The sequence below is a fragment of the Pseudomonas sp. EU05-FHT14B02 genome, from assembly GCF_058791055.1.
In genome coordinates, this window is the sequence record NZ_JBYTDD010000002.1 from 165178 (window position 1) to 187298 (window position 22121).

The following is a 22121-nucleotide window of genomic DNA, read 5'->3' on the forward strand; positions in this document are numbered from 1 at the left end:
CGTTCGCGGGGTGCTGCCTTTCGAATTCGTGAAGCTCAAACAAAAACGCCCGGCCAAAAGGCCGGGCGCTTTACTTGGGCAACCTTACTTATCGTCAGTTTTGCCCGGAACATTAGCGCTTTCGCCGGTTGTTCCTTCGACTTCTTCCTTCATGCGCTTGAGACCCAGGTGCCGCACGTCGGTGCCGCGTACCAGGTAGATCACCAGCTCCGAGATATTGCGCGCGTGGTCGCCGATACGCTCCAGCGAGCGCAGCACCCAGATAATGCTCAGAACCCGCGAAATGGAACGCGGATCTTCCATCATGTAGGTAGCCAGCTCACGCAGGGCCGTCTTGTATTCGCGGTCGATGATCTTGTCGTACTGCGCAACCGACAAGGCCAGTTCGGCGTCGAAACGGGCAAAGGCGTCCAGTGCATCGCGGACCATGTTGCGCACCTGGTCGCCGATGTGACGCACTTCGACGTAACCGCGCGGCGCTTCGCCTTCTTCGCACAGCTGGATGGCACGACGGGCGATCTTGGTCGCTTCGTCACCGATGCGCTCCAGGTCGATCACCGATTTGGAAATGCTGATGATCAGGCGCAGGTCGGACGCTGCCGGCTGACGACGGGCCAGAATGCGCAGGCATTCTTCGTCGATGTTGCGTTCCATCTGGTTGATCTGGTCGTCGATCTCGCGCACCTGCTGGGCCAGGCCGGAGTCGGCCTCGATCAGCGCGGTGACCGCGTCGTTGACTTGCTTTTCCACCAGCCCGCCCATGGCCAGGAGGTGGCTGCGCACTTCCTCAAGCTCGGCGTTGAATTGCGCGGAAATGTGGTGGGTAAGGCCTTCTTTACTAATCATCTTTTTCGCTCCGCGAAAGTTGCAAGCTTCAAGCTGCAAGCTTCAAGCAGTTATGTACAAGTCCTGGAATCGCACCGCCTCTTTCTTGCCGCTTGCAGCTTGTAGCTCGCGGCGGCCTCAACTAGCCATACCGACCAGTGATGTAGTCTTCGGTCTGCTTCTTCGCCGGATTGGTGAACAGGGTATCGGTGTCGCCAAACTCGACCAGCTTGCCCATGTACATGAACGCGGTGTAGTCGGACACCCGCGCAGCTTGTTGCATGTTGTGGGTCACGATCACGATGGTGAACTTGGATTTCAGTTCGTAGATCAGCTCTTCGACTTTCAGCGTGGAGATCGGGTCGAGTGCCGAGCAAGGTTCGTCGAGCAACAGTACTTCCGGCTCCACAGCGATGGTGCGGGCGATCACCAGACGCTGCTGCTGACCACCGGACAGGCCCAGTGCCGACTCGTGCAAACGGTCCTTGACCTCGTCCCACAGTGCCGCGCCTTTCAACGCCCACTCGACGGCTTCGTCGAGGACGCGCTTCTTGTTGATGCCCTGGATGCGCAGGCCGTAAACCACGTTTTCGTAGATGGTTTTCGGGAACGGGTTGGGCTTCTGGAACACCATGCCGACGCGACGACGCAGCTCGGCCACGTCTTCGCCCTTGCGATAGATGTTGTTGCCGTACAGGTTGATCTCGCCTTCAACGCGGCAGCCGTCAACCAGGTCGTTCATGCGGTTGAAGGTACGCAGCAGCGTGGACTTGCCACAGCCGGACGGGCCGATGAAGGCGGTCACGCGCTGTTTCGGGATGTTCATGCTGACGTCGTACAGCGCTTGTTTTTCGCCGTAGAACAGGCTCAGGCCCGGCACTTCGATGGCTACGGTTTCCTGCTCGAGGTTCAGGCTCTGTTTGTCGCGACCCAGCGCCGACATGTTGATGCCGTGGGTATGTGCTTCGTGCTGCATGGGAGGCTCCCTGTGCTAACAAATTCGGTTCGGAACGCTGCTTATTGCAGTTCCCATCAATATTCCGGTGGACGCGGTCCAGTGTGGGAGCGGGCTTGCTCGCGAAGAGGCCGGCACATTCAACATCAATGTTGCCTGACCCACCGCTTTCGCGAGCAAGCCCGCTCCCACATTGGAAATCAGCTGTCCAAAGCTTTGTACTTCTCGCGCAGGTGGTTACGGATATACACCGCCGACAGGTTCAATGTCGCGATCACCAGTACCAGCAGCAGCGCCGTGGCGTACACCAGCGGTCGCGCGGCTTCGACGTTCGGGCTCTGGAAGCCGACGTCATAGATGTGGAAGCCCAGGTGCATGATCTTCTGGTCCAGGTGCAGGTACGGGTAGTTACCATCCACCGGCAGCGACGGCGCCAGTTTCACTACACCCACCAGCATCAGCGGCGCCACTTCACCCGCGGCGCGGGCCACAGCGAGGATCATGCCGGTCATCATCGCCGGGCTGGCCATCGGCAGCACGATCTTCCACAAGGTTTCAGCCTTGGTCGCGCCGAGGGCCAACGAGCCTTCACGCACGGTGCGAGGAATCCGCGCCAGGCCTTCTTCGGTGGCCACGATCACCACAGGCACCGCCAGCAGCGCCAGGGTCAGCGAGGCCCAGAGCAGACCCGGCGTACCGAAGGTCGGTGCCGGCAGTGCTTCCGGGAAGAACAGACGGTCGAGCGAGCCGCCCAGCACATAGACGAAGAAGCCCAGGCCGAACACGCCGTAAACGATCGCCGGAACACCCGCCAGGTTGTTCACCGCGATGCGGATGATTCGGGTCAGTGCGTTCTGCTTGGCGTATTCACGCAGGTAAACCGCTGCCAACACGCCGAACGGAGTCACGATCATCGCCATGATCAGGGTCATCATCACGGTGCCGAAAATCGCCGGGAAAATCCCGCCTTCGGTGTTTGCTTCACGCGGGTCGTCGGACAGGAACTCCCAGATCTTGCTGAAATAGAAACCGATCTTGGTGAAGGTGCTCATGGCATTCGGCTGGTAGGCGTGAACCACTTTGCCCAGACCGATTTCGATTTCTTTGCCATTGGCGTCGCGGGCTGTCAAAGCGTCGCGGTTGAACTGTGCATGCAAGTCAGTCAGACGCGCTTCGATATCCTGATAGCGGGCGTTCAGCTCAGCGCGCTCGGATTCCATGTCCGCTTGTGCGGTTGCGTCGAGTTTACCTTCCAGCTCCAGCTTGCGGCCGTGCAGACGGATGCGCTCCAGACCTGCGTTGATCGCACCAATATCACTCTTTTCCAGTGACTTCAGTTGCGCAGCAAGCTTGTTCACGCGGTCGATCCGCGCTTGCAGCTCAGGCCATGCCGCTTCCCCCTCGGCGATAACCTTGCCGTCCTGTTTGACGTTAACGAGGTAGCCGTAAAAGTTGCCCCACTCGCGACGCTCGATGGCCATCAACTCGACCGGGGCGGTCTGGTTGGTCAGCCACTCGCCGACGACCCAGGTGAAGTCGTTGCCGTTCAGATCACGGTTGCCGACCTTGATCAGCTCGCGGGTCATGAATTCCGGGCCCTGATCAGGCACCGGCAGACCGGCACTTTTCAGACGGGCGCGCGGCACTTCTTCTTTCTGCACCACCTCACCGACGACCAGATGCTGGCCCTGGCCCGGCACGTCATAGCTGGCGTGGATCAGATCCGCCGGCCAGAAGTGACCCAGGCCACGCACGGCAATCACTGCCAGCAGGCCAATGGTCATGATGACCGCGATGGACACCGCGCCACCGCTGATCCAGACGCCGGGGGCGCCGCTCTTGAACCATCCTTTCAGGGAGTTCTGTTTCACAGACTTCTACCTTTCTTAAAGCGACGAGTATTTCTTGCGCAGACGCTGACGAATCAGTTCTGCGAGGGTGTTCATGACGAAGGTGAACAACAGCAGCACCAGCGCCGAGAGGAACAGCACGCGGTAGTGGCTGCCGCCGACTTCCGATTCGGGCATTTCCACTGCGACGTTGGCCGCCAGGGTGCGCAGGCCTTCGAACAGGTTCATTTCCATGACCGGGGTGTTACCGGTGGCCATCAACACGATCATGGTTTCACCGACCGCACGACCCATGCCGATCATCAGCGCCGAGAAGATGCCCGGGCTCGCGGTGAGGATCACCACGCGGGTCATGGTCTGCCACGGCGTGGCACCGAGGGCCAGGGAGCCCAGGGTCAGACCGCGAGGCACGCTGAACACGGCGTCTTCGGCGATGGAGTAGATGTTCGGGATGACCGCGAAGCCCATGGCCAGGCCCACTACCAGGGCGTTGCGCTGGTCGTAGGTGATGCCCAGGTCGTGGGAGATCCACATGCGCATGTCGCCACCGAAGAACCAGTTCTCCATGAACGGGCTCATGTACAGCGACAGCCAGCCCACGAACAGGATCACCGGAATCAGCAGCGCACTTTCCCAGCCATCCGGGACTTTCAGGCGGATCGACTCCGGCAGGCGGCTGAAGGTGAAACCGGCGACCAGGATGCCGATCGGTAGCAACATCAGCAGGCTGAAGATGCCCGGCAAATGCCCTTCAACATAGGGCGCGAGGAACAGGCCGGCGAAGAAACCGAGGATCACCGTCGGCATCGCTTCCATCAGCTCGATCACCGGCTTGACCTTGCGGCGCATGCCCGGAGCCATGAAGTACGCGGTGTAGATCGCAGCGGCAACGGCCAGTGGAGCGGCCAGCAGCATGGCGTAGAACGCGGCTTTCAGGGTACCGAAGGTCAGCGGCGACAGGCTCAGCTTGGGTTCGAAGTCGGTGTTGGCGGCAGTCGATTGCCAGACGTATTTAGGCTCGTCGTAGTTCTCGTACCAGACCTTGCTCCACAGCGCGCTCCACGAGACTTCCGGGTGCGGGTTGTCGAGCAGCAGCGGGTGCAACTTGCCACCGGCTTCCACGATCACGCGGTTGGCGCGCGGCGACAGACCGAAAACGCCTTGGCCTTCTGCGACCGGCTCCACCAGCAAGGTGCGGTGGGCAGTGCTGTGGAACACACCAAGCTTGCCGGAAGCGTCGAGGGCAACGAAACCCTTGCGGCGCTCTTCGGCGGTGATTTCAACGATAGGCGTGGTGCCCATCTGGAAGGTGCGGATCTGCTTCAGGCGTTGCTCGCCATCGGGGTCGCGCGCCATGAACCACTGGGCCAGGCCGCCTTTGGAGTCACCGATGATCAGCGAGATGCCGCCCACCAGTTGGGTGCTGGCGGTGACTTGAGCCTCACCGTCTTCAAGCAGTTTGTAGCGACCGTTGAGGCTCTTGTCGCGCAGGCTGAACACGTCGGCCTGGGCACGCCCGTTGACCACGTAAAGCCACTGCTGACGCGGGTCGACGAAAATATTCTTCACCGGCTCGGTCATTTGCGGCAGTTCAATGCGTTTCTGCTCGTTGGTGACTTCGCCGGTCATCATGTTCTCTTCGCTGGTCAGCGACAGAACATTGAGTTGCGAACCGGTGGAGCCGACCAGCATCAGGGTCGAATCATTGGCGTTGAGGCTGACGTGTTCCAGCGCACCGCCGGCTTCGTTAACCGCTATTGGCGTTTCGCCGTAAGGGTACTCGATGGCCGGGGTGATGGTTTTCTTGCCTTCCGGGTAGCTGACTTTATAGGTGTGACGGAACACCAGGGCCTGACCGTTGGACAGCCCCACGGCCACCAGCGGGTGACCTGGCTGGTCTTCGCCGATGGAGGTCACGGTGGTGCCGGCCGGGATCGACAGATCGACGCGCTTCAATTCAGCGCCACTGTCGATATCGAAGAACAACGCCTGGCCCTTGTCGGAAACGCGCATGGCCACCTGATTCTGCTCTTCGAGCGAGATCATCAGTGGCTTGCCAGCGTCCTGCATCCAGGCCGGGGTAATGGACTCTTTCGCGGTCAGGTCGGCACCCTGGAACAGCGGAGCAACAACATAGGCGAGGAAGAAGAAGATCAGGGTGATGGCTGCCAGCACCGCAAGGCCGCCGATGAGGACGTACCAACGGGTGAAGCGATCTTTGAGCGCGCGAATGCGGCGCTTGCGTTGCAGCTCAGGCGTATTGAAGTCAATTCGCTTGGGGGGATTAGTAGTCATGTTGGAATTGGCCAGATCATTCATGCGCTCACCCTAGCGATCCTGTATGACAGAAAGATGACAATGCAGTGACGCACCAAATCCACCGCCAGCGGGACTGGCAGAGGATCGAAAATTTGAGGTGTGTAAAAGGCCGGCCTGCAAGCAGATCCGGCCTTTTACTTGAGTCCGGAAGGGTTCACCCCGGACTCAATTTGTTACTTTTTTACGACTGCAGCGCCGCCTTCCGCCAGACCCAGGTCAGCCAGTGCTTTTGCAGCTACCTTGGCTGGCAGTGGGATGTAGCCGTCTTTCACCACAACTTCCTGACCCTGTTTGGACAGAACCAGCTTCACGAACTCAGCTTCCAGCGGAGCCAAAGGCTTGTTCGGGGCTTTGTTGACGTACACGTACAGGAAGCGCGACAGCGGGTACTTGCCGTTCAGGGCGTTTTCTTCAGTGTCTTCAACAAACTCGCTGCTGCCTTTCTTGGCCAGGGCCACCGTCTTCACACTGGCAGTCTTGTAACCGATACCCGAGTAACCGATGCCGTTCAGCGAGGAGCTGATCGACTGCACAACCGAAGCCGAGCCTGGCTGTTCGTTGACGTTTGGCTTGAAGTCACCTTTGCACAGGGCTTCTTCCTTGAAGTAGCCATAAGTGCCGGATACCGAGTTACGACCGAACAGCTGAACCGGCTTGTTGGCCAGGTCGCCGGTCACACCCAGGTCACCCCAGGTCTTGACGTCGGCTTTGCCGCCGCACAGACGGGTGGACGAGAAGACCGCATCGACCTGTTCCATGGTCATATGCTTGATCGGGTTGTCCTTGTGTACGAATACGGCCAAGGCATCCACGGCAACCGGAATAGCGGTTGGCTTGTAACCGTATTTGGTTTCGAAGGCCTGCAGCTCGTTGTCCTTCATCTTGCGACTCATCGGGCCCAGGTTAGCGGTGCCTTCGGTCAGCGCAGGTGGCGCGGTAGAAGAACCGGCGGCCTGAATCTGGATATTTACGTTCGGGTATTCTTTTTTGTAGTTCTCAGCCCAAAGGGTCATGAGGTTGGCCAGGGTATCGGAGCCGACGCTGGACAGGTTGCCCGACACACCAGTGGTCTTGGTGTAGCTCGGGATAGCAGGGTCAACAGCGGCAACCGCATTGGCAGTCGCAACGCCAGCAGCGACAAAAGTCATTGCCGCCATCAAACGCTTCAGTTTCATGCCTTACTCCTAGCAGATAGGGTGTGTTAAGTCGGGGCCAAGTATCAGCAGGCCGTGTGAACACTCTATGGCTGAAATATGACAATTGGATGAAAGGCCAGCATTCCGCTCAGAAGGCTGGCCTTTCTGTTGTAACTGTAAATGTTGGAATTGGCTGGATTTAGCCGAGAGCGTAGCACCCGCCGCTGCCACTACTAACGGATCAACGGCCCTTCCTCCATAGCCAGGCGCCAACCAGGATCCCCACCCCGCACAGCACCGCCACATAATAGGCAGGCCCCATCGCACTTTCCTTGAGCAACAGGCTGACGATCATCGGCGTCAGGCCGCCGAAGATGGCGTAGGCCACGTTGTAGGAGAACGACAGACCGCTGAAACGCACCACTGGCGGGAACGCCTTGACCATCACATAAGGCACCGCGCCGATGGTGCCGACCAGCAGACCGGTCAGGGCATACATCGGGAATAGCCAGTCGGGATGATCGGCCAGGCTGTGGTAGAAGGTCCAGGAACTGGCCAGCAACGCGGTACAGCCGATCACGAAGACTCGTCCCGCACCGAAGCGATCGGCCAGTGCGCCGGCAATGATGCAACCAAAACTCAGGAACACGATCGCCACGCTGTTCGCCTGCAGGGACGTGGTTGGCGAGAAGTGATAGACCGTCTGCAACACAGTCGGTGTCATCAGGATCAGCACCACGATGGCGGCAGACAGCAGCCAGGTCAGCAGCATCGAAATGGCGATGGCACCACGATGGTCGCGTAGCACCGCCCGCAACGGCACCTCTTCAGCCAGGGCCTTGCGCAGTTGAAGTTCGGCAAACACCGGGGTTTCGTGCAGCCAGCGACGCAGGTACACCGAGAACAGACCGAATACGCCGCCAAGCAGGAACGGAATCCGCCAGGCGTAATCCGACACTTCCACCGGGGTATAGAGGCTGTTGATCGCCGTGGCGACCAGCGAGCCAAGCAAAATGCCCGCCGTCAGACCGCTGGTCAGGGTCCCGCAGGCATAGCCGATATGCCGTTGCGGCACGTGTTCGGAAACGAAGACCCATGCCCCCGGCACTTCACCGCCAATGGCCGCGCCCTGGATCACCCGCATCAGCAGCAACAGGATCGGCGCCCACATGCCGATCTGCGCATACGTCGGTAACAGGCCCATGATCAGCGTCGGCACGGCCATCATGAAGATGCTCAGGGTAAACATTTTCTTGCGGCCCAGCAGGTCGCCGAAGTGCGCCATCACGATGCCGCCCAGCGGCCGCGCCAGGTAGCCGGCGGCGAAGATGCCGAAGGTCTGCATCAGGCGTAGCCACTCTGGCATGTCCGCCGGGAAGAACAGCTTGCCCACCACCGTGGCGAAGAACACGAAGATGATGAAGTCGTAGAACTCCAGCGCACCGCCCAAGGCAGACAGCGATAGAGTCTTGTAGTCACTGCGGGTCAGCGGACGTGTGGGTTGGTCTGGCTGCGCGATGCTCGAGGGCGCTGTGGTCATGGCAAGGGCTTCTCTTATAGTCGGATCTGCAACCTCAACAACGCTGGCTGAGGTTTGGGCAGGTCCGGCACGATAGCAAATTGTTCGAAAAAGCACATAGAGGTGCGCTTTTGACAGTCAAAATGAGAACCGGACGGTCGTCGCGGAGTCTACCGACCGATATACTCAAAGCCTGCTCCGGTTTTTGAGGGGTTGCTGTGCGAAAGCGCCTGTCAGGTTCATAGGCGATTTCGCAGAGTTTCCCTTTAGGCGCCTGATGGAAAACGTGACGAACGTAGTATGTTCGGTGCTGAATCGTTTTTCCCGAAGACGGCTACCACCAGCAATACCAACGAAGAGTCACGGGTCAGAGGCCCCCCGGCATGATAGAACTCGAACAAGAAGATCCGATCCCGCAAGGCGACCTGGCCTTGCAAATCACCGCGCTCCCACGCGAAACCAACGGCTTTGGCGATATTTTCGGCGGGTGGCTGGTGGCGCAGATGGATTTGGCAGGCACCGCGATGGCCAGCAAGGTCGCCGGCGGACGCGTTGCCACCGTTGCAATCGACCGCATGGCGTTTCTGGTTCCGGTGGCGGTGGGCGCTCAGCTCTCCTTTTATACCCAGGCCCTGGAAATCGGTCGCAGCTCGATCAAGATGATGGTCGAGGTCTGGAGCGACGACCCACTGTCCAGCGAGTGGCGTAAAGTAACCGAAGCGGTGTTTGTGTTCGTTGCCATCGACGGCAGTGGTCGCACCCGTTCGGTTCCGCCCCGGGCTCGCTGAAAGAACTTCTAAACCTGGTAGCCGTTTTGCGGTCGATAGTCGTCCACGTTACTGATCGAGAGCTGTCCCATGAGCACGCCCAATGTTGAAGCCGTAAAACTGGATGAACTGAACTGCTGGCGTATTCGCCACGGTCAGGCTGAATTACTGGTGGCCCAGCAAGGCGCGCACATCCTCAGTTATCAACTGGCCGGCCAGCCGCCGCTGATCTGGCTCAATGACGAGGCCGTGTTCAAGACCGGCAAGAGCATTCGTGCCGGCGTGCCGGTGTGCTGGCCGTGGTTCGGCGTCTTCGACCGTAACCCGCAAAGCGTGCAGGCGATGCGCGTCAGCAATGAAGCGCCGTCGGCTCACGGCTTCGTGCGAGCGATGGATTGGGAGCTGGGCGGCATCGAAGCCGAAGGCGAAAGCCTGAAAGTCGAATTCCTCCTGCCCTATCCCGACGGCGGCTTTCCTGGCTGGCCGCACCAGGTGGACTTGACGCTGAGCATTCGCCTCGACGAGCAGTTGCACATCCGCCTGACCAGCCATAACCAAGGCGCTGAAACCGTCAGCATCAGCCAGGCGCTGCACAGCTATTTTGCCGTCAGCGATGTGCGCGAGGTGCATGTCGAAGGTGTCGGCGGTCTCAAGTACATCGAAACCCTGGATAACTGGAAAACCGCAACCCAGACCGGTGATCTGCGTTTTACCGGCGAAACCGACCGCATCTATCTCGATGCCCCGCCACTGCTGAGCATCGTCGATCCGGCCTGGGAGCGACGCATCGAACTGACCAGCATGGGCTCGCGCACCGCGGTGATCTGGAACCCATGGATCGACCGCGCCGCCGCGTTCAGCGACATGGCCGACGACGGCTGGCAGCGCATGCTGTGCATCGAGACGGCGAACGTGATGGACGATGTGGTGAACCTGAAACCAGGGGCCAGCCATACCCTGGGTGTGAGCGTCGATAGCAAGCCGCTCTAAGCAGCACCACAAAACCAATGTGGGAGCGTCGACCGGCTGCTCCCACAGTTTTTTGTGCCATGCCATCTGGTGGCGTGTTACAAATCCGACTCTTTCACAACCCTGACCGTCGCCGCATCCAGCGCATACGCCGCATCCGCCAAGTCATTGCTGACCTTCTCGACCTTCAGCGTGCCGGTGACCCACAGCGGCGTGTAGATATCGTTCAGTTTCAGGCCCTTTGGATAGCGCACCAGCACCAGTTGGTTGGGCGGCGGCGGCGGCACGTGAATGCACGCGCCCGGGTACGGAACCAGGAAGAACAACGTACTGCGGCCCTTGGCATCTGACTCCAGCGGCACGGGGTAACCGCCAATACGGATGTTCTTGTCGTTCATCGACGCAACGGTCTTGGTCGAGTACATCACCGCTGGCAAGCCTTTGGCCTGCTTCATCCCGCCCTTGTCGGTGAAAGTGCCATTGGCTTCAGGGGAATTGTGGTCGATTTCAGGCATGGCCTCGAGGGCCTTCTGATCCGACTTGGGCATCAATTCGAGCCAGTCGGTTTCTGGTAGTTCGCCGGCATGGGCAAAGCCAGAACCCAGTAAAACAAGAGTCAACAAAAGACGGCGCATGAAGGTGCTCGGAAAAGGGAAGAACAGAAAACGCCGAGCATTCTAGCCCTCCCGACCGATTTGGCGGAGAGGGCTTTGTCGCATTGATCAGTTCTTTTTTATCAGTCCGTAGACCACCAGCAACACAACCGCGCCCACCAGCGCGCCAATGAAGCCTGCGCCTTGGCCGGCCTGATAGATGCCCAGGGCTTGACCGCCGTAAGTGGCCGCCAGCGAACCGCCGATGCCGAGCAGGATCGTCATGATCCAGCCCATGCTGTCATCGCCCGGTTTCAGGAACCGTGCCAGCAGACCGACGATCAAGCCGATAAAGATGGTTCCGATAATTCCCATGGCATTCCCCTCTCAATGAAGTCGCTATTGGAAAGCCTAGTCAGACTTTCGTGACCTGCCATGAGAGAACGGTGCAACCTGAAGGTTCCACCGTTGCACATAAATACTATTCGGCTATCAGTGCTTCAACCTTGAGAATCTGGGCCGTCAGCGTCTCTCGGTCTGCACAACGAAGGTTGGCGTGACCGACCTTGCGGCCGACCTTGAACGCCTTGCCATAGTGATGCAGATGGCAATCGGCGATGCTCAGGACCTTCTCGGTCTCAGGCACTTTGCCAATGAAGTTGAGCATCGCGCTTTCGCCGACCTTGGCCGTCGAACCCAACGGCAGACCGGCAACGGCCCGCAGGTGGTTTTCGAACTGGCTGCACTCGGCGCCTTCGGTGGTCCAGTGCCCGGAGTTGTGCACTCGCGGGGCGATTTCGTTGGCCTTGAGGCCACCGTCGACTTCAAAGAACTCGAACGCCATCACGCCGACGTAATCCAGTTGCTTGAGCACACGGCTGGAGTAGTCTTCGGCCAAGGCTTGCAGCGGGTGATCGGTGCTGGCCACGGACAGCTTGAGGATGCCGCTGTCGTGGGTGTTGTGTACCAGCGGATAGAAGCGGGTTTCACCGTCGCGGGCACGCACGGCGATCAGCGAGACTTCACCGGTGAACGGCACGAAGCCTTCCAGCAGACAGGCCACGCTGCCCAGCTCGGCAAAGGTGCCAACCACATCTTCTGGCGTGCGCAGGACTTTCTGACCTTTGCCGTCGTAACCTAAAGTACGGGTCTTCAGCACTGCGGGCAGGCCGATGGAAGCCACGGCGGCGTCCAGATCAGCCTGGGACTGAATGTCGGCGAACGCCGGGGTAGGAATCCCCAGATCCTTGAACATGCTCTTCTCGAACCAACGATCGCGGGCGATGCGCAGCGCTTCGGCGCTCGGATAGACTGGGACGAATTGCGACAGGAAGGCGACGGTCTCGGCCGGAACGCTTTCGAACTCGAATGTCACCAAATCGACTTCATCGGCCAGCTGGCGCAGGTGATCCTGATCGCCGTAATCGGCTCGCAGGTGTTCGCCCAACGCGGCTGCGCAAGCATCCGGAGCCGGGTCCAGGAAAGCGAAGTTCATGCCCAGCGGAGTACCCGCCAGCGCTAACATGCGGCCCAACTGGCCGCCACCGATTACACCGATCTTCATCGTCAACAACCTCAGGCGATGCGTGGGTCTGGATTGTCCAGGACGCTGTCTGTCTGCTCAGCACGGAAGGTTTTCAGCACCGCGTGGAACTGCGGGTGCTTGGCGCCAAGGATACTCGCCGACAGCAGCGCCGCGTTGATCGCGCCCGCCTTGCCGATGGCCAGGGTGGCGACCGGAATGCCCGCTGGCATCTGCACAATGGATAGCAGCGAATCAACGCCCGACAGCATTGCCGATTGTACTGGTACGCCCAGCACCGGCAGGTGGGTCTTGGCTGCACACATGCCTGGCAAGTGGGCTGCGCCACCGGCACCGGCGATGATCACCTCGATGCCACGCGCCTCGGCTTCTTCAGCGTACTGGAACAGCAGATCCGGGGTGCGGTGGGCGGAGACCACTTTCACCTCGTAAGGGATGCCGAGCTTTTCCAGCATATCGGCGGTGTGGCTAAGGGTGGACCAATCGGACTTGGAGCCCATGATCACGCCAACCAGTGCACTCATCGTCGTGCCTCTTCTCTCTGGGCGCCCGCAGGCGCATCAAAAAACAACAAGCCACGCAAAATGCGTGGCTTGATTGTACGAATTATGGCCGGTCGTAACCGGCCGAAGGCCGCGCAGTATACCTCAATGAAGCAGATAAACAGCCCCTGTTGCGACCATCTGTCGACATAGGTTTTTAACCAGAACACTTTTTTTACTGACTCAAAAGTCAATCTACATGCCTGTATCAATTCTCTCTGTGAGAGTGAAGAAATTTGATGCTGACAACAAACTCTGAAATTCATTCAATTGATAACCAACCACAAGCCAACTAACAAAAAAACCATGACGCCTTTTACAACACTTTCCGACATACATCACCACTACACAAAAAAGTTGTTTTGAACTATCAATTTACGTCGTCACTCAAGACACAACAACCCATCAAACCAATGAAGAACACCTATGAATATATCATTCACACTAAAGCTTATACTTTTCGGAACTGTTTTTATTAGCGTCGCATCCCAAGCAACAATCGCTATTGACGAAAAACCCTGGCCCTTGGAAATATCTCAACCGGTTGTTAAGTCGCTTGATACTGCCAATACGAGCAAGCATACAATCTTCATTCATACATTCATCCACGATGATGTAAAAGAACCTCAGTCGGAAATATTTGAAAAGTTTTTCCTGCCAATGATCAAGGAAATCGAGGGCTTTACCCAGCGGCGTGTCTCCATTCAATTTATTCGAAATTTGCCACCCTACACTAACTTTGTTTATGAGAATGAAGACCATCAATCCACTGGAAAAAAATGGGACATATTGGCCTTAAAATACAAAAATGAAAAAAACCTTCCCTACAACAGAACAACGAAGTTTCTTTTGATTACCAAAAACCTCCTTAATAGCAAAGTAGCAGGCATTGCTGGTGTCGGCCAACAATTCGCCATTGCCTCACTGACCAATGTATTGGCCGTAGGACATGAAGTTGGGCACACGTTAGATGCCAAGCATGAAAACTCCGACTTACTCTACAGGGGCGGTTGGTGGTGCGATAGTTACATGAAGCCGAACCCGACTTACTTGGCCGGCAACTGTCATGTTTATACCGACGCAAACCGTCAACGAATCAGTGCCTATCTGAACAATGTTCCTTGACGCTATACGACAGCGATAGAACCGGAGTCAGTAATGCTGGCTCCAACGCACACCCTCACGACCCCGACGCTGCCCCACCTTCCAACTTGCGCCACAACAACCGCACGTTCGCCTTGCGCACCAGCGCACAGCGATACAGGCGAATCTCCAGCGGCACATGCCATTGCGGGCCGCCGCAGACCACCAACTCACCCCGCGCCAGTTCGGCACGCACGCTGAGTTGCGGCACCCAGGCGATGCCCAAGCCTTCAAGGGCCATGCTTTTCAGGCTGTCGGCCATGGCGGTTTCGTAGATGGTGGTAAAGCGCAGCGCCCGTTGGCGCAGCAACATGTTCACCGAACGACCGAGGAACGCACCGGCGCTGTAGGCCAACAGTGGCACGCTGCCTTCGCCTTCCAGATCGAACAGCGGCTTGCCATCGGCGTCTGCCGCGCAGACCGGCAGCATCTCGGTGTGACCAAGGTGTAGCGAGGGGAAGATTTCGGGGTCCATTTGCATGGCCGCGTCGGGATCATAGAACGCCAGCATCAGATCGCAGCCGCCTTCGCGCAAGGCATGCACGGCGTCACCGACGTTGGTCGCCACCAGCCGCGTGGCGATGTTCAAACCTTCGTTGCGCAACTGCGCGATCCAGCGCGGAAAGAAACCGAGCGCCAGGGAGTGCGCGGCAGCGACCTGCATCACTTCGCCCTGCCCGCCCTCCAAGTGATGCAGATGGCGTAGTACTTCGCCCAGCTGTTCGACCACGGTGCGCGCGGTGACCAGAAACAATTGCCCTGCCGCCGTCAGCTCCACCGGCGTGCGCGAACGGTTGACCAGGGTCAGCCCCAACGCGGCTTCAAGGCTGCGGATTCGCCGACTGAACGCCGGCTGCGTCACAAAACGCCGCTCGGCGGCCTGGGAGAAACTGCGGGTGGCGGCCAGGGCACTGAAGTCCTCCAGCCATTTGCTTTCCAGATTCATTACGTCCTCCCGGACACGCACCAATTTAGGTCACACGTTCGCCGTCAGGCTGGCGTCACACGGGCATTATGCCGAATATGCATAGCCTAGTGTTTAACAGCATTGGCCCAAAATTCTCCACAAGCCTAGCATTCACAGCGTTCCGGCACAGACCGGGTCCATATTGAGATGATTTCTATCATGTCCTCCGCTGCATCATTCCGCACAGAAAATGACCTGCTTGGCGCCCTCGAAGTACCGGCTCAAGCGTATTACGGTATCCAGACCCTGCGAGCGGTGAATAACTTCCGCCTTTCGGGCGTTCCGATTTCGCACTACCCGAAACTGGTTGTCGGTCTGGCCATGGTTAAACAGGCCGCTGCTGACGCCAACCGTGAGCTGGGTCACCTGAGCGAAGCCAAGCACGCCGCCATCAGCGAAGCTTGTGCACGCTTGATCCGCGGCGACTTCCACGAAGAGTTCGTGGTGGACATGATCCAAGGCGGTGCTGGCACTTCGACCAACATGAATGCCAACGAAGTCATCGCCAACATCGCACTGGAGGCCATGGGTCACCAGAAAGGCGAGTATCAGTACCTGCACCCGAACGACGACGTGAACATGGCGCAGTCGACCAACGACGCCTACCCGACGGCGATCCGTCTGGGTCTGTTGCTCGGTCACGACGCCCTGCTCGCCAGCCTCGACAGCCTGATTCAGGCGTTCGCGGCCAAGGGTGAAGAATTCAACCACGTCCTGAAGATGGGTCGTACCCAACTGCAAGACGCCGTTCCGATGACCCTCGGTCAGGAATTCCGTGCGTTCGCCACCACCCTGGGTGAAGACCTCGCACGCCTGAAGACTCTGGCACCGGAAGTTCTGACTGAAGTGAACCTGGGCGGCACCGCGATCGGCACCGGCATCAACGCCGACCCGCGTTACCAGCACCTGGCCGTTCAGCGCCTGGCAGTAATCAGCGGTCAACCACTGGTACCGGCCGCCGACCTGATCGAAGCCACCTCCGACATGGGCGCCTTCGTGCTGTTCTCCGGCATGCTCAAGCGTACCGCGGTCAAGCTGTCGAAGATCTGCAACGACTTGCGCCTGCTATCCAGCGGCCCACGCACCGGCATCAACGAGATCAACCTGCCGGCACGTCAGCCAGGCAGCTCGATCATGCCAGGCAAGGTCAACCCGGTTATTCCGGAAGCGGTCAACCAGGTAGCGTTCCAGATCATCGGTAACGACCTGGCCCTGACCATCGCGGCCGAAGGCGGCCAACTGCAACTGAACGTGATGGAGCCGCTGATCGCCTTCAAGATCTTCGACTCGATCCGCCTGCTGCAACGTGCCATGGACATGCTGCGCGAGCACTGCATCGTCGGCATCACTGCCAACGAAGCACGCTGCCGTGAACTGGTCGAGCACTCGATCGGCCTCGTCACCGCGCTGAACCCGTATATCGGCTACAAAAATGCCACCCGCATCGCCGGCCTCGCCCTTGAAAGCGGCCGTGGCGTGCTGGAACTGGTGCGCGAAGAAGGTCTGCTCGACGAAGCCATGCTCGCCGACATCCTGCGCCCGGAAAACATGATTGCTCCGCGTCTGGTGCCTCTGAAGGCATAACCCGGCGCGTTACTTGTAGCACCGCTCACCAGGTCGAGGGACTAGACACCTCTCACCTTTTGAGGGCTTGGGGATTTAGTCCCCAGGCCCTTTTTTTTAACTGTTTGAAAGGACACACGTCTTCTGTGTGAGCTAGCCTGCTCGCGATGAACGATGACGCGGTGCAGCTGTAAAACCGTGGCGCCTGCATCGCGAGCAGGCTCGCTCCCACAAGAGCCTGACAGCAAAAATGTCAGGTGTTTCAAAGGCTTCGTTTCACCGCATGCACCACAACCGTGCAGACGGATGGCACTGTCATCGGTATAGTGCCGCCCCTCTTCGCATGAGCGGTCGTCGGTAGCGAGGCCATAACCCATGCGAAACCCGAACTAATAACAAACCCGCGATATGAAACCGGGACGAACTTCGTACCGCCCATTGTGCCGTGCGCCAAGGGGTGTAACTCGATGTGTCTGTCCGGCCAGCATTGTTGCCTACACAAAAAACAGCGAGGAATAATCCATGCTCGAAGTCATTAACGACTTCCTCTCAGGGAAAGTACTGATCGTGCTCATTGTCGGGCTCGGTAGCTACTTCACGATCCGCTCGCGTTTCGTTCAATTGCGTCACTTCTTCCACATGTTCGCGGTGTTCCGCGACAGCCTCAAAAGCAGCGCCGGGCAACTGAGCTCGTTCCAGGCCCTGATGCTCAGCCTCGCCGGCCGTGTCGGTGCGGGCAACATCGCCGGTGTCGGTATTGCCGTGACCCTCGGTGGCCCAGGTGCGGTGTTCTGGATGTGGGTGACCGCGCTGGTCGGCATGTCCAGCAGCTTCTTCGAATGCTCCCTCGGCCAGCTCTACAAGCGCTGCGATTCCGAAGGCCAGTTCCGCGGTGGCCCGTCCTATTACATCCAGCACGGTTTGCAAAAACGTTGGTTGGGCATGCTGATGGCGTTCCTGTTGCTGGTGACGTTCGGCTTCGCCTTCAACGGCCTGCAAGCTCACGCTGTGACGCACTCGCTGAACAACGCGTTCGGCCTCGACACCACTTACACCGGCATCGGCCTGGCCGTGCTGCTGGGTCTGGTGTTCATCGGTGGGATCAAGCGCATCGCCAAGGTCGCCGACCTGTTGGTGCCGGTGAAAACCCTGGCGTACATCGGCGTGACCATCTACGTGATCGTGCTGCAGTTCGACCAAGTGCCGGACATGCTGATGACCATCGTCAAGAGCGCCTTTGGTCTGGACCAGGCCTTCGGCGGCCTGATCGGCAGCGCCATTATCATGGGCGTGAAGCGTGGCGTGTTCGCCAACGAAGCAGGTCTGGGCAGTGCACCTAACGTGGCGGCGGTTGCAGCGGTCGAACACCCGGTTGCGCAAGGCGTGGTCCAGGCGTTCAGCGTGTTCCTCGATACCTTCGTGATCTGCACCTGCACCGCGTTGCTGATTCTGCTCTCCGGTTTCTACACCCCTGGCTTCGAAGGCGACGGTATTGCCCTGACCCAGAACTCGCTGGCCGCCGTGGTCGGTGACTGGGGCCGGATGTTCATCTCCGTAGCTCTGGCATTGTTCGTGTTCACCTCGATCCTCTACAACTACTACCTGGGTGAGAACAACCTGCGCTTTTTGATCGGTGAAAACCGCAAAGCGCTGATGGGCTATCGCGCGCTGGTACTGGTGCTGATTTTCTGGGGCGCCATTGAAAACCTCGGCACCGTGTTCGCTTTCGCCGACATCACAATGACCATGCTCGCGTTCGTCAACCTGATCGCGCTCTTCCTGCTGTTCAAGGTCGGCATGCGCATCCTGCGGGACTACGATGACCAGCGTGCTGCCGGGATCAAGACTCCGGTGTTCGACTCCGCCAAGTTCCCGGACCTGGATCTGGATCGCCAGGCGTGGCCGGCCAACCCGCCTGCCGCTGTCGGCAAGACTGAAGTTGAGCAGCAAGGCGTACCCGCAGCGCAACGCTAACAGGTGAATGACGGGCGCATCGCGTGCGCCCGTCAGTTAAAGTTCGAAAAACTGTGGGAACTCTTCCTTTCGGAGAATCTTCATGAATTCGTCTACCTACCCCGCCGCTCAGCACGTCATGGTGCTCTACACCGGCGGCACCATCGGTATGCAGGCCAGCGCCAACGGCCTGGCCCCGGCGTCCGGCTTCGAAGCGCGGATGCGTGACTATCTGCACAGCCAGCCTGAGCTGGTGGTACCGCAATGGCGTTTCCGTGAAATGTCGCCGCTGATCGACAGTGCCAACATGACCCCGACGTACTGGCAGCAGTTGCGTGAAGCAGTGGTCGATGCGGTGGATGTTCAGGGCTGCGACAGCGTGCTGATCCTGCATGGCACCGACACCCTGGCCTACAGCGCGGCCGCGATGAGTTTCCAGTTGCTCGGCCTGCATGCCCGCGTGTGCTTCACCGGCTCGATGCTGCCGGCAGGTGTAACTGACAGCGACGCCTGGGAAAACCTCGGCGGCGCGCTGGTTGCGCTGGGCCAAGGCCTGGCACCGGGCGTGCATCTGCACTTCCATGGCGAACTGCTGGACCCGACCCGTTGCGCCAAGGTACGCAGTTTTGGCCGTCATCCGTTCAAGCGGCTGGAGCGTCAGGGTGGCGGTGTGAAAGCGCCTTCGCTACCAACACAGTTGAACTACAACCAACCCAAAAAACTGGCGAACGTCGCGGTGCTGCCGCTGTTTCCCGGCATCGGCGCCGAGGTGCTGAATGGCTTGCTCGACAGCGGCATTCAAGGTCTGGTGCTGGAGTGCTACGGCAGCGGCACCGGGCCGAGCGACAACCCCGGGGTCCTCGCCAGCCTCGGCCGTGCGCGGGATAACGGCGTGGTGGTGGTTGCCGTTACCCAATGCCATGAAGGTGGCGTGAAGCTCGACGTGTATGAGGCAGGCAGCCGCCTGCGTGGCGTTGGTGTGCTGTCCGGTGGCGGCATGACCCGTGAGGCGGCGTTTGGCAAGTTGCATGGTTTGCTGGGAGCCGGACTCGAAGCTGCCGAGGTTCGCCGTCTCGTTGAACTCGACCTCTGCGGCGAATTGAGCTGACACACCACAACCACGTGTAGGAGCGAGCTCGCTCGCGATGGTCGTTAACGATAACGCCGGGAGCCTGGCACCCCGCGGCGCTCTCAGGCTTTTCGCGAGCGGGCTCGCTCCTACAGTTTCCAGCGCTCGGCATATAACTTGCTGTGTTCCAGCTATCCCAAGGCTGGAAGTCTTTATGCTCCACTCCCACCTCACCACCCTCAATGCCGTCTCCCTGGTTCTCGATGCCTTCAAGGCACAAGGCTTGTCCAGCGAAGCACTGCTGGCCGGAAGCGGCATCAGTGCGGCGGATCTGAACCGTGCCGACACGCGCATTACCACCAATCAGGAAATGCAGGTCTGCGCCAACGCTGTCGCGCTCAAGCGTGACATCGGCCTGGAACTGGGCCGGCGGATGCACGTCTCCTGCTACGGCATGCTCGGTTACGCCCTGCTCACCAGTGCCACCTTCGGTGACGCTTTGCGTCTGGCGATGCGTTATCCGGCGCTGCTGGGAACACTTTTCGAACTGAGCCTTGAAGACGATGGCGAACGCATCTGGTTCGCCGCCGCCGATTACCGCGAGAGCCCGACCATGGCGGTGTTCAACGCCGAGTTCTGCCTGGTGTCGCTGAAAGTCACCTGCGACGACCTGCTCGGCCATCCTTTGCCCTTGCTCGGCGCACGCTTCGAACATGCCGCGCCCGACTACGAGACAAGCTACGCCGAACACTTCGATTGCCCTGTGCACTTCGGCGCGCGCAACAATGCCTTCGCCTTTGACAAGTGCTGGCTCGACCAGCCGTTGCCGCTGGCCGATGTGATCACCCATCAGGCCATGGCCGAACGTTGTCGCAAACAGAACATCGAGTTCACCGGGCGCCAGGCCTGGCTCGGGCGGATCCGCCAATTGCTCAGCGCACAACTGAATGCCGCGCCCGGGCTGGAGGGGCTGGCCGAGCAAATGAATTGTTCGGCGCGGACCTTGCGCCGGCATCTCAAGGACATGGGTTGCAGCTACCAGGAGCTGCTCGACGAACTGCGCTTCGAGCAGGCCAAGAAAATGCTTTGCGAGGATCAATTGCCGATCTATCAGATTGCCGAAGCGTTGGGCTTCAGCGAAACCGCGAGTTTTCGCCATGCCTTTGTGCGCTGGAGTGGTGTAGCGCCGAGTCAGTTCCGGCCCTGAGGGCTGTAGTGACCGATCTGCCGTCATCGCGAGAGCTCCGCATTATCAAGGGGCGAATTTCGGTCAAATGTTTTGGCCGTATTGATCCCCTTTTGGCCTTTCCTGCCGTTCTCCGATTCGCCGTACGCCGCAACACTGGGGGCAACCGAATCAGCCCTGCGGAGAACAACAAATGCTGACGATCTACTCTGACGATCACCACCTGCACCATGGCCGCTGTGAACTCATCGACGGCCAACTCAAGCCGTGCTTCGAGATGCCATCGCGCGCCGATCATGTGCTGCAACGCGTGCAGAACCAAAACCTTGGCCCAGTCGAAGCGCCGAAGGATTTCGGTCTTGAGCCTATCGCCCGCATTCACAGCCGCGACTACCTCGACTTCTTCAAAGGTGCCTGGGCACGCTGGACCGAGTTCAACACCGACGGTGACCTGCTGCCCTACACCTGGCCTGCACGCACCTTGCGTGCGATCAAACCGACCAGCCTGCACGGCCAACTCGGCTATTACAGCTTCGACGGCGGCGCCCCGATCACCGCCGGCACCTGGCAAGCGGCGTACAGCGCAGCACAAGTCGCGCTCACCGCCCAAGCTGAAATCCAGCGCGGCGCCCGTTCTGCTTTCGCCCTGTGCCGTCCACCGGGACACCACGCCGCCAGCGATTTGATGGGTGGTTATTGCTACCTCAACAACGCTGCCATCGCTGCCCAGGCGTTCCTCGATCAGGGCCACAAAAAAGTCGCGATCCTCGACGTCGATTACCACCATGGCAACGGCACCCAGTCGATTTTCTACGAGCGAAGTGATGTGCTGTTCACCTCGATCCACGGTCACCCGGAAGCCGAGTTCCCGTTCTTCCTAGGCTATGAAGACGAACTGGGCGAAGGCGCCGGTGAAGGCTTCAACTTCAACTATCCACTGGCCGCCGGTTCAGGCTGGGATACCTGGAGCGCAGCGCTGGAACAAGCCTGCAAAGAGATCGAAAGCTACGGCGCCGACATCATCGTGGTGTCCCTTGGCGTCGATACCTTCAAGGATGATCCGATCTCGCAATTCAAACTCGACAGCCCGGATTACCTGGCCATGGGCAAGCGCATCGCGGCGCTCGGCAAACCCACGCTGTTCGTCATGGAAGGTGGCTATGCCGTGGAAGAAATCGGCATCAATGCCGTGAACGTTCTCGAAGGTTTTGAAAGCGCTTAA

General features: G+C 59.2%; 19 protein-coding genes. 8 read left to right on the forward strand and 11 right to left on the reverse strand.

Going from position 1 to position 22121, the window contains the following annotated elements:
* Positions 1-84: 84 nt before the first annotated feature.
* From phoU to AC3WTM_RS02750, 6 genes are all read right to left on the reverse strand, one after another.
* Positions 85-846 carry a phosphate signaling complex protein PhoU gene (phoU, locus tag AC3WTM_RS02725; RefSeq protein ID WP_057712724.1) on the reverse strand — a complete coding sequence of 254 codons (762 nt, stop codon included), beginning with the start codon at positions 844-846 and terminating at the stop codon, positions 85-87.
* Between the two features lie 121 nt (positions 847-967).
* Complete coding sequence (gene pstB, locus AC3WTM_RS02730; RefSeq protein WP_007971742.1) at positions 968-1801, reverse strand: phosphate ABC transporter ATP-binding protein PstB; 834 nt, start codon at positions 1799-1801, stop codon at positions 968-970.
* A gap of 179 nt (positions 1802-1980) precedes the next feature.
* Entirely contained in the window at positions 1981-3651 is a 1671-nt protein-coding gene (gene pstA, locus AC3WTM_RS02735) for a phosphate ABC transporter permease PstA (protein WP_102669418.1), read from the reverse strand.
* 15 nt (positions 3652-3666) lie between these two features.
* Positions 3667-5700: an ABC transporter permease subunit gene (locus AC3WTM_RS02740; protein ID WP_173677925.1), complete on the reverse strand. Its 2034-nt coding sequence runs from the start codon at positions 5698-5700 to the stop codon at positions 3667-3669.
* Between the two features lie 422 nt (positions 5701-6122).
* Positions 6123-7124 carry a phosphate ABC transporter substrate-binding protein PstS gene (locus AC3WTM_RS02745; protein ID WP_102669420.1) on the reverse strand — a complete coding sequence of 334 codons (1002 nt, stop codon included), beginning with the start codon at positions 7122-7124 and terminating at the stop codon, positions 6123-6125.
* A gap of 202 nt (positions 7125-7326) precedes the next feature.
* Positions 7327-8625, reverse strand: a complete 1299-nt coding sequence (locus AC3WTM_RS02750) for an MFS transporter (protein WP_102669421.1) — start codon at positions 8623-8625, stop codon at positions 7327-7329.
* 362 nt (positions 8626-8987) lie between these two features.
* Here AC3WTM_RS02750 and AC3WTM_RS02755 point away from each other — a divergent pair, with 362 nt between their 5' ends.
* Complete coding sequence (locus tag AC3WTM_RS02755; RefSeq protein WP_007942704.1) at positions 8988-9392, forward strand: acyl-CoA thioesterase; 405 nt, start codon at positions 8988-8990, stop codon at positions 9390-9392.
* A 69-nt stretch (positions 9393-9461) separates the two neighbouring features.
* Positions 9462-10361 (forward strand): D-hexose-6-phosphate mutarotase, encoded by a 900-nt coding sequence (locus AC3WTM_RS02760; protein ID WP_102669422.1) that lies wholly within the window; start codon positions 9462-9464, stop codon positions 10359-10361.
* 77 nt (positions 10362-10438) lie between these two features.
* On the opposite strand, the gene AC3WTM_RS02765 is transcribed toward AC3WTM_RS02760, so the two are convergent.
* The 4 genes from AC3WTM_RS02765 to purE all read right to left on the reverse strand — a co-directional run bounded on the left by AC3WTM_RS02765 (position 10439) and on the right by purE (position 13000).
* Positions 10439-10975 carry a DUF3299 domain-containing protein gene (locus tag AC3WTM_RS02765; protein WP_102669423.1) on the reverse strand — a complete coding sequence of 179 codons (537 nt, stop codon included), beginning with the start codon at positions 10973-10975 and terminating at the stop codon, positions 10439-10441.
* An 87-nt stretch (positions 10976-11062) separates the two neighbouring features.
* Positions 11063-11308, reverse strand: a complete 246-nt coding sequence (locus AC3WTM_RS02770) for a GlsB/YeaQ/YmgE family stress response membrane protein (protein WP_095964360.1) — start codon at positions 11306-11308, stop codon at positions 11063-11065.
* A gap of 106 nt (positions 11309-11414) precedes the next feature.
* Positions 11415-12497: a 5-(carboxyamino)imidazole ribonucleotide synthase gene (locus AC3WTM_RS02775; RefSeq protein WP_057712717.1), complete on the reverse strand. Its 1083-nt coding sequence runs from the start codon at positions 12495-12497 to the stop codon at positions 11415-11417.
* Positions 12498-12508: 11 nt separating this feature from the next.
* Complete coding sequence (gene purE / locus AC3WTM_RS02780) at positions 12509-13000, reverse strand: 5-(carboxyamino)imidazole ribonucleotide mutase (protein WP_046038893.1); 492 nt, start codon at positions 12998-13000, stop codon at positions 12509-12511.
* A 444-nt stretch (positions 13001-13444) separates the two neighbouring features.
* Here purE and AC3WTM_RS02785 point away from each other — a divergent pair, with 444 nt between their 5' ends.
* Entirely contained in the window at positions 13445-14143 is a 699-nt protein-coding gene (locus tag AC3WTM_RS02785) for a hypothetical protein (protein WP_102669424.1), read from the forward strand.
* Between the two features lie 55 nt (positions 14144-14198).
* Here the strand turns inward: AC3WTM_RS02785 and AC3WTM_RS02790 are convergent, their stop codons facing one another.
* Positions 14199-15107 carry a LysR substrate-binding domain-containing protein gene (locus tag AC3WTM_RS02790; protein WP_102669425.1) on the reverse strand — a complete coding sequence of 303 codons (909 nt, stop codon included), beginning with the start codon at positions 15105-15107 and terminating at the stop codon, positions 14199-14201.
* Positions 15108-15287: 180 nt separating this feature from the next.
* Here AC3WTM_RS02790 and AC3WTM_RS02795 point away from each other — a divergent pair, with 180 nt between their 5' ends.
* The 5 genes from AC3WTM_RS02795 to AC3WTM_RS02815 all read left to right on the forward strand — a co-directional run bounded on the left by AC3WTM_RS02795 (position 15288) and on the right by AC3WTM_RS02815 (position 22121).
* Positions 15288-16712 (forward strand): aspartate ammonia-lyase, encoded by a 1425-nt coding sequence (locus AC3WTM_RS02795; protein WP_046038891.1) that lies wholly within the window; start codon positions 15288-15290, stop codon positions 16710-16712.
* Positions 16713-17213: 501 nt separating this feature from the next.
* A complete protein-coding gene (locus tag AC3WTM_RS02800) occupies positions 17214-18665 on the forward strand; it encodes an alanine/glycine:cation symporter family protein (protein ID WP_102669426.1) in 1452 nt (483 codons plus the stop codon).
* Positions 18666-18747: 82 nt separating this feature from the next.
* Positions 18748-19752, forward strand: coding sequence for an asparaginase (locus AC3WTM_RS02805; protein WP_102669427.1), 1005 nt, complete (start codon positions 18748-18750; stop codon positions 19750-19752).
* Positions 19753-19927: 175 nt separating this feature from the next.
* The gene (locus tag AC3WTM_RS02810) at positions 19928-20920 is read left to right on the forward strand and encodes an AraC family transcriptional regulator (protein WP_102669428.1); all 993 of its coding nucleotides are present in this window, start codon (positions 19928-19930) and stop codon (positions 20918-20920) included.
* 172 nt (positions 20921-21092) lie between these two features.
* On the forward strand, positions 21093-22121 hold the full coding sequence (locus tag AC3WTM_RS02815; RefSeq protein ID WP_102669429.1) for a histone deacetylase family protein: 1029 nt from the start codon (positions 21093-21095) through the stop codon (positions 22119-22121).

Coding starts and splice junctions, on each gene's coding strand:
- AC3WTM_RS02815 (WP_102669429.1), top strand. CDS start 21,093: ATGCTGACGATCTACTCTGACGATCACCACCTGCACCATGGCCGCTGT.
- AC3WTM_RS02785 (WP_102669424.1), top strand. CDS start 13,445: ATGAATATATCATTCACACTAAAGCTTATACTTTTCGGAACTGTTTTT.
- purE (WP_046038893.1), bottom strand. CDS start 13,000: ATGAGTGCACTGGTTGGCGTGATCATGGGCTCCAAGTCCGATTGGTCC.
- phoU (WP_057712724.1), bottom strand. CDS start 846: ATGATTAGTAAAGAAGGCCTTACCCACCACATTTCCGCGCAATTCAAC.
- AC3WTM_RS02775 (WP_057712717.1), bottom strand. CDS start 12,497: ATGAAGATCGGTGTAATCGGTGGCGGCCAGTTGGGCCGCATGTTAGCG.
- AC3WTM_RS02765 (WP_102669423.1), bottom strand. CDS start 10,975: ATGCGCCGTCTTTTGTTGACTCTTGTTTTACTGGGTTCTGGCTTTGCC.
- AC3WTM_RS02795 (WP_046038891.1), top strand. CDS start 15,288: ATGTCCTCCGCTGCATCATTCCGCACAGAAAATGACCTGCTTGGCGCC.
- AC3WTM_RS02770 (WP_095964360.1), bottom strand. CDS start 11,308: ATGGGAATTATCGGAACCATCTTTATCGGCTTGATCGTCGGTCTGCTG.
- AC3WTM_RS02750 (WP_102669421.1), bottom strand. CDS start 8,625: ATGACCACAGCGCCCTCGAGCATCGCGCAGCCAGACCAACCCACACGT.
- AC3WTM_RS02755 (WP_007942704.1), top strand. CDS start 8,988: ATGATAGAACTCGAACAAGAAGATCCGATCCCGCAAGGCGACCTGGCC.
- AC3WTM_RS02805 (WP_102669427.1), top strand. CDS start 18,748: ATGAATTCGTCTACCTACCCCGCCGCTCAGCACGTCATGGTGCTCTAC.
- AC3WTM_RS02740 (WP_173677925.1), bottom strand. CDS start 5,700: ATGCAGGACGCTGGCAAGCCACTGATGATCTCGCTCGAAGAGCAGAAT.
- AC3WTM_RS02760 (WP_102669422.1), top strand. CDS start 9,462: ATGAGCACGCCCAATGTTGAAGCCGTAAAACTGGATGAACTGAACTGC.
- AC3WTM_RS02790 (WP_102669425.1), bottom strand. CDS start 15,107: ATGAATCTGGAAAGCAAATGGCTGGAGGACTTCAGTGCCCTGGCCGCC.
- pstB (WP_007971742.1), bottom strand. CDS start 1,801: ATGCAGCACGAAGCACATACCCACGGCATCAACATGTCGGCGCTGGGT.
- AC3WTM_RS02810 (WP_102669428.1), top strand. CDS start 19,928: ATGCTCCACTCCCACCTCACCACCCTCAATGCCGTCTCCCTGGTTCTC.
- AC3WTM_RS02745 (WP_102669420.1), bottom strand. CDS start 7,124: ATGAAACTGAAGCGTTTGATGGCGGCAATGACTTTTGTCGCTGCTGGC.
- AC3WTM_RS02800 (WP_102669426.1), top strand. CDS start 17,214: ATGCTCGAAGTCATTAACGACTTCCTCTCAGGGAAAGTACTGATCGTG.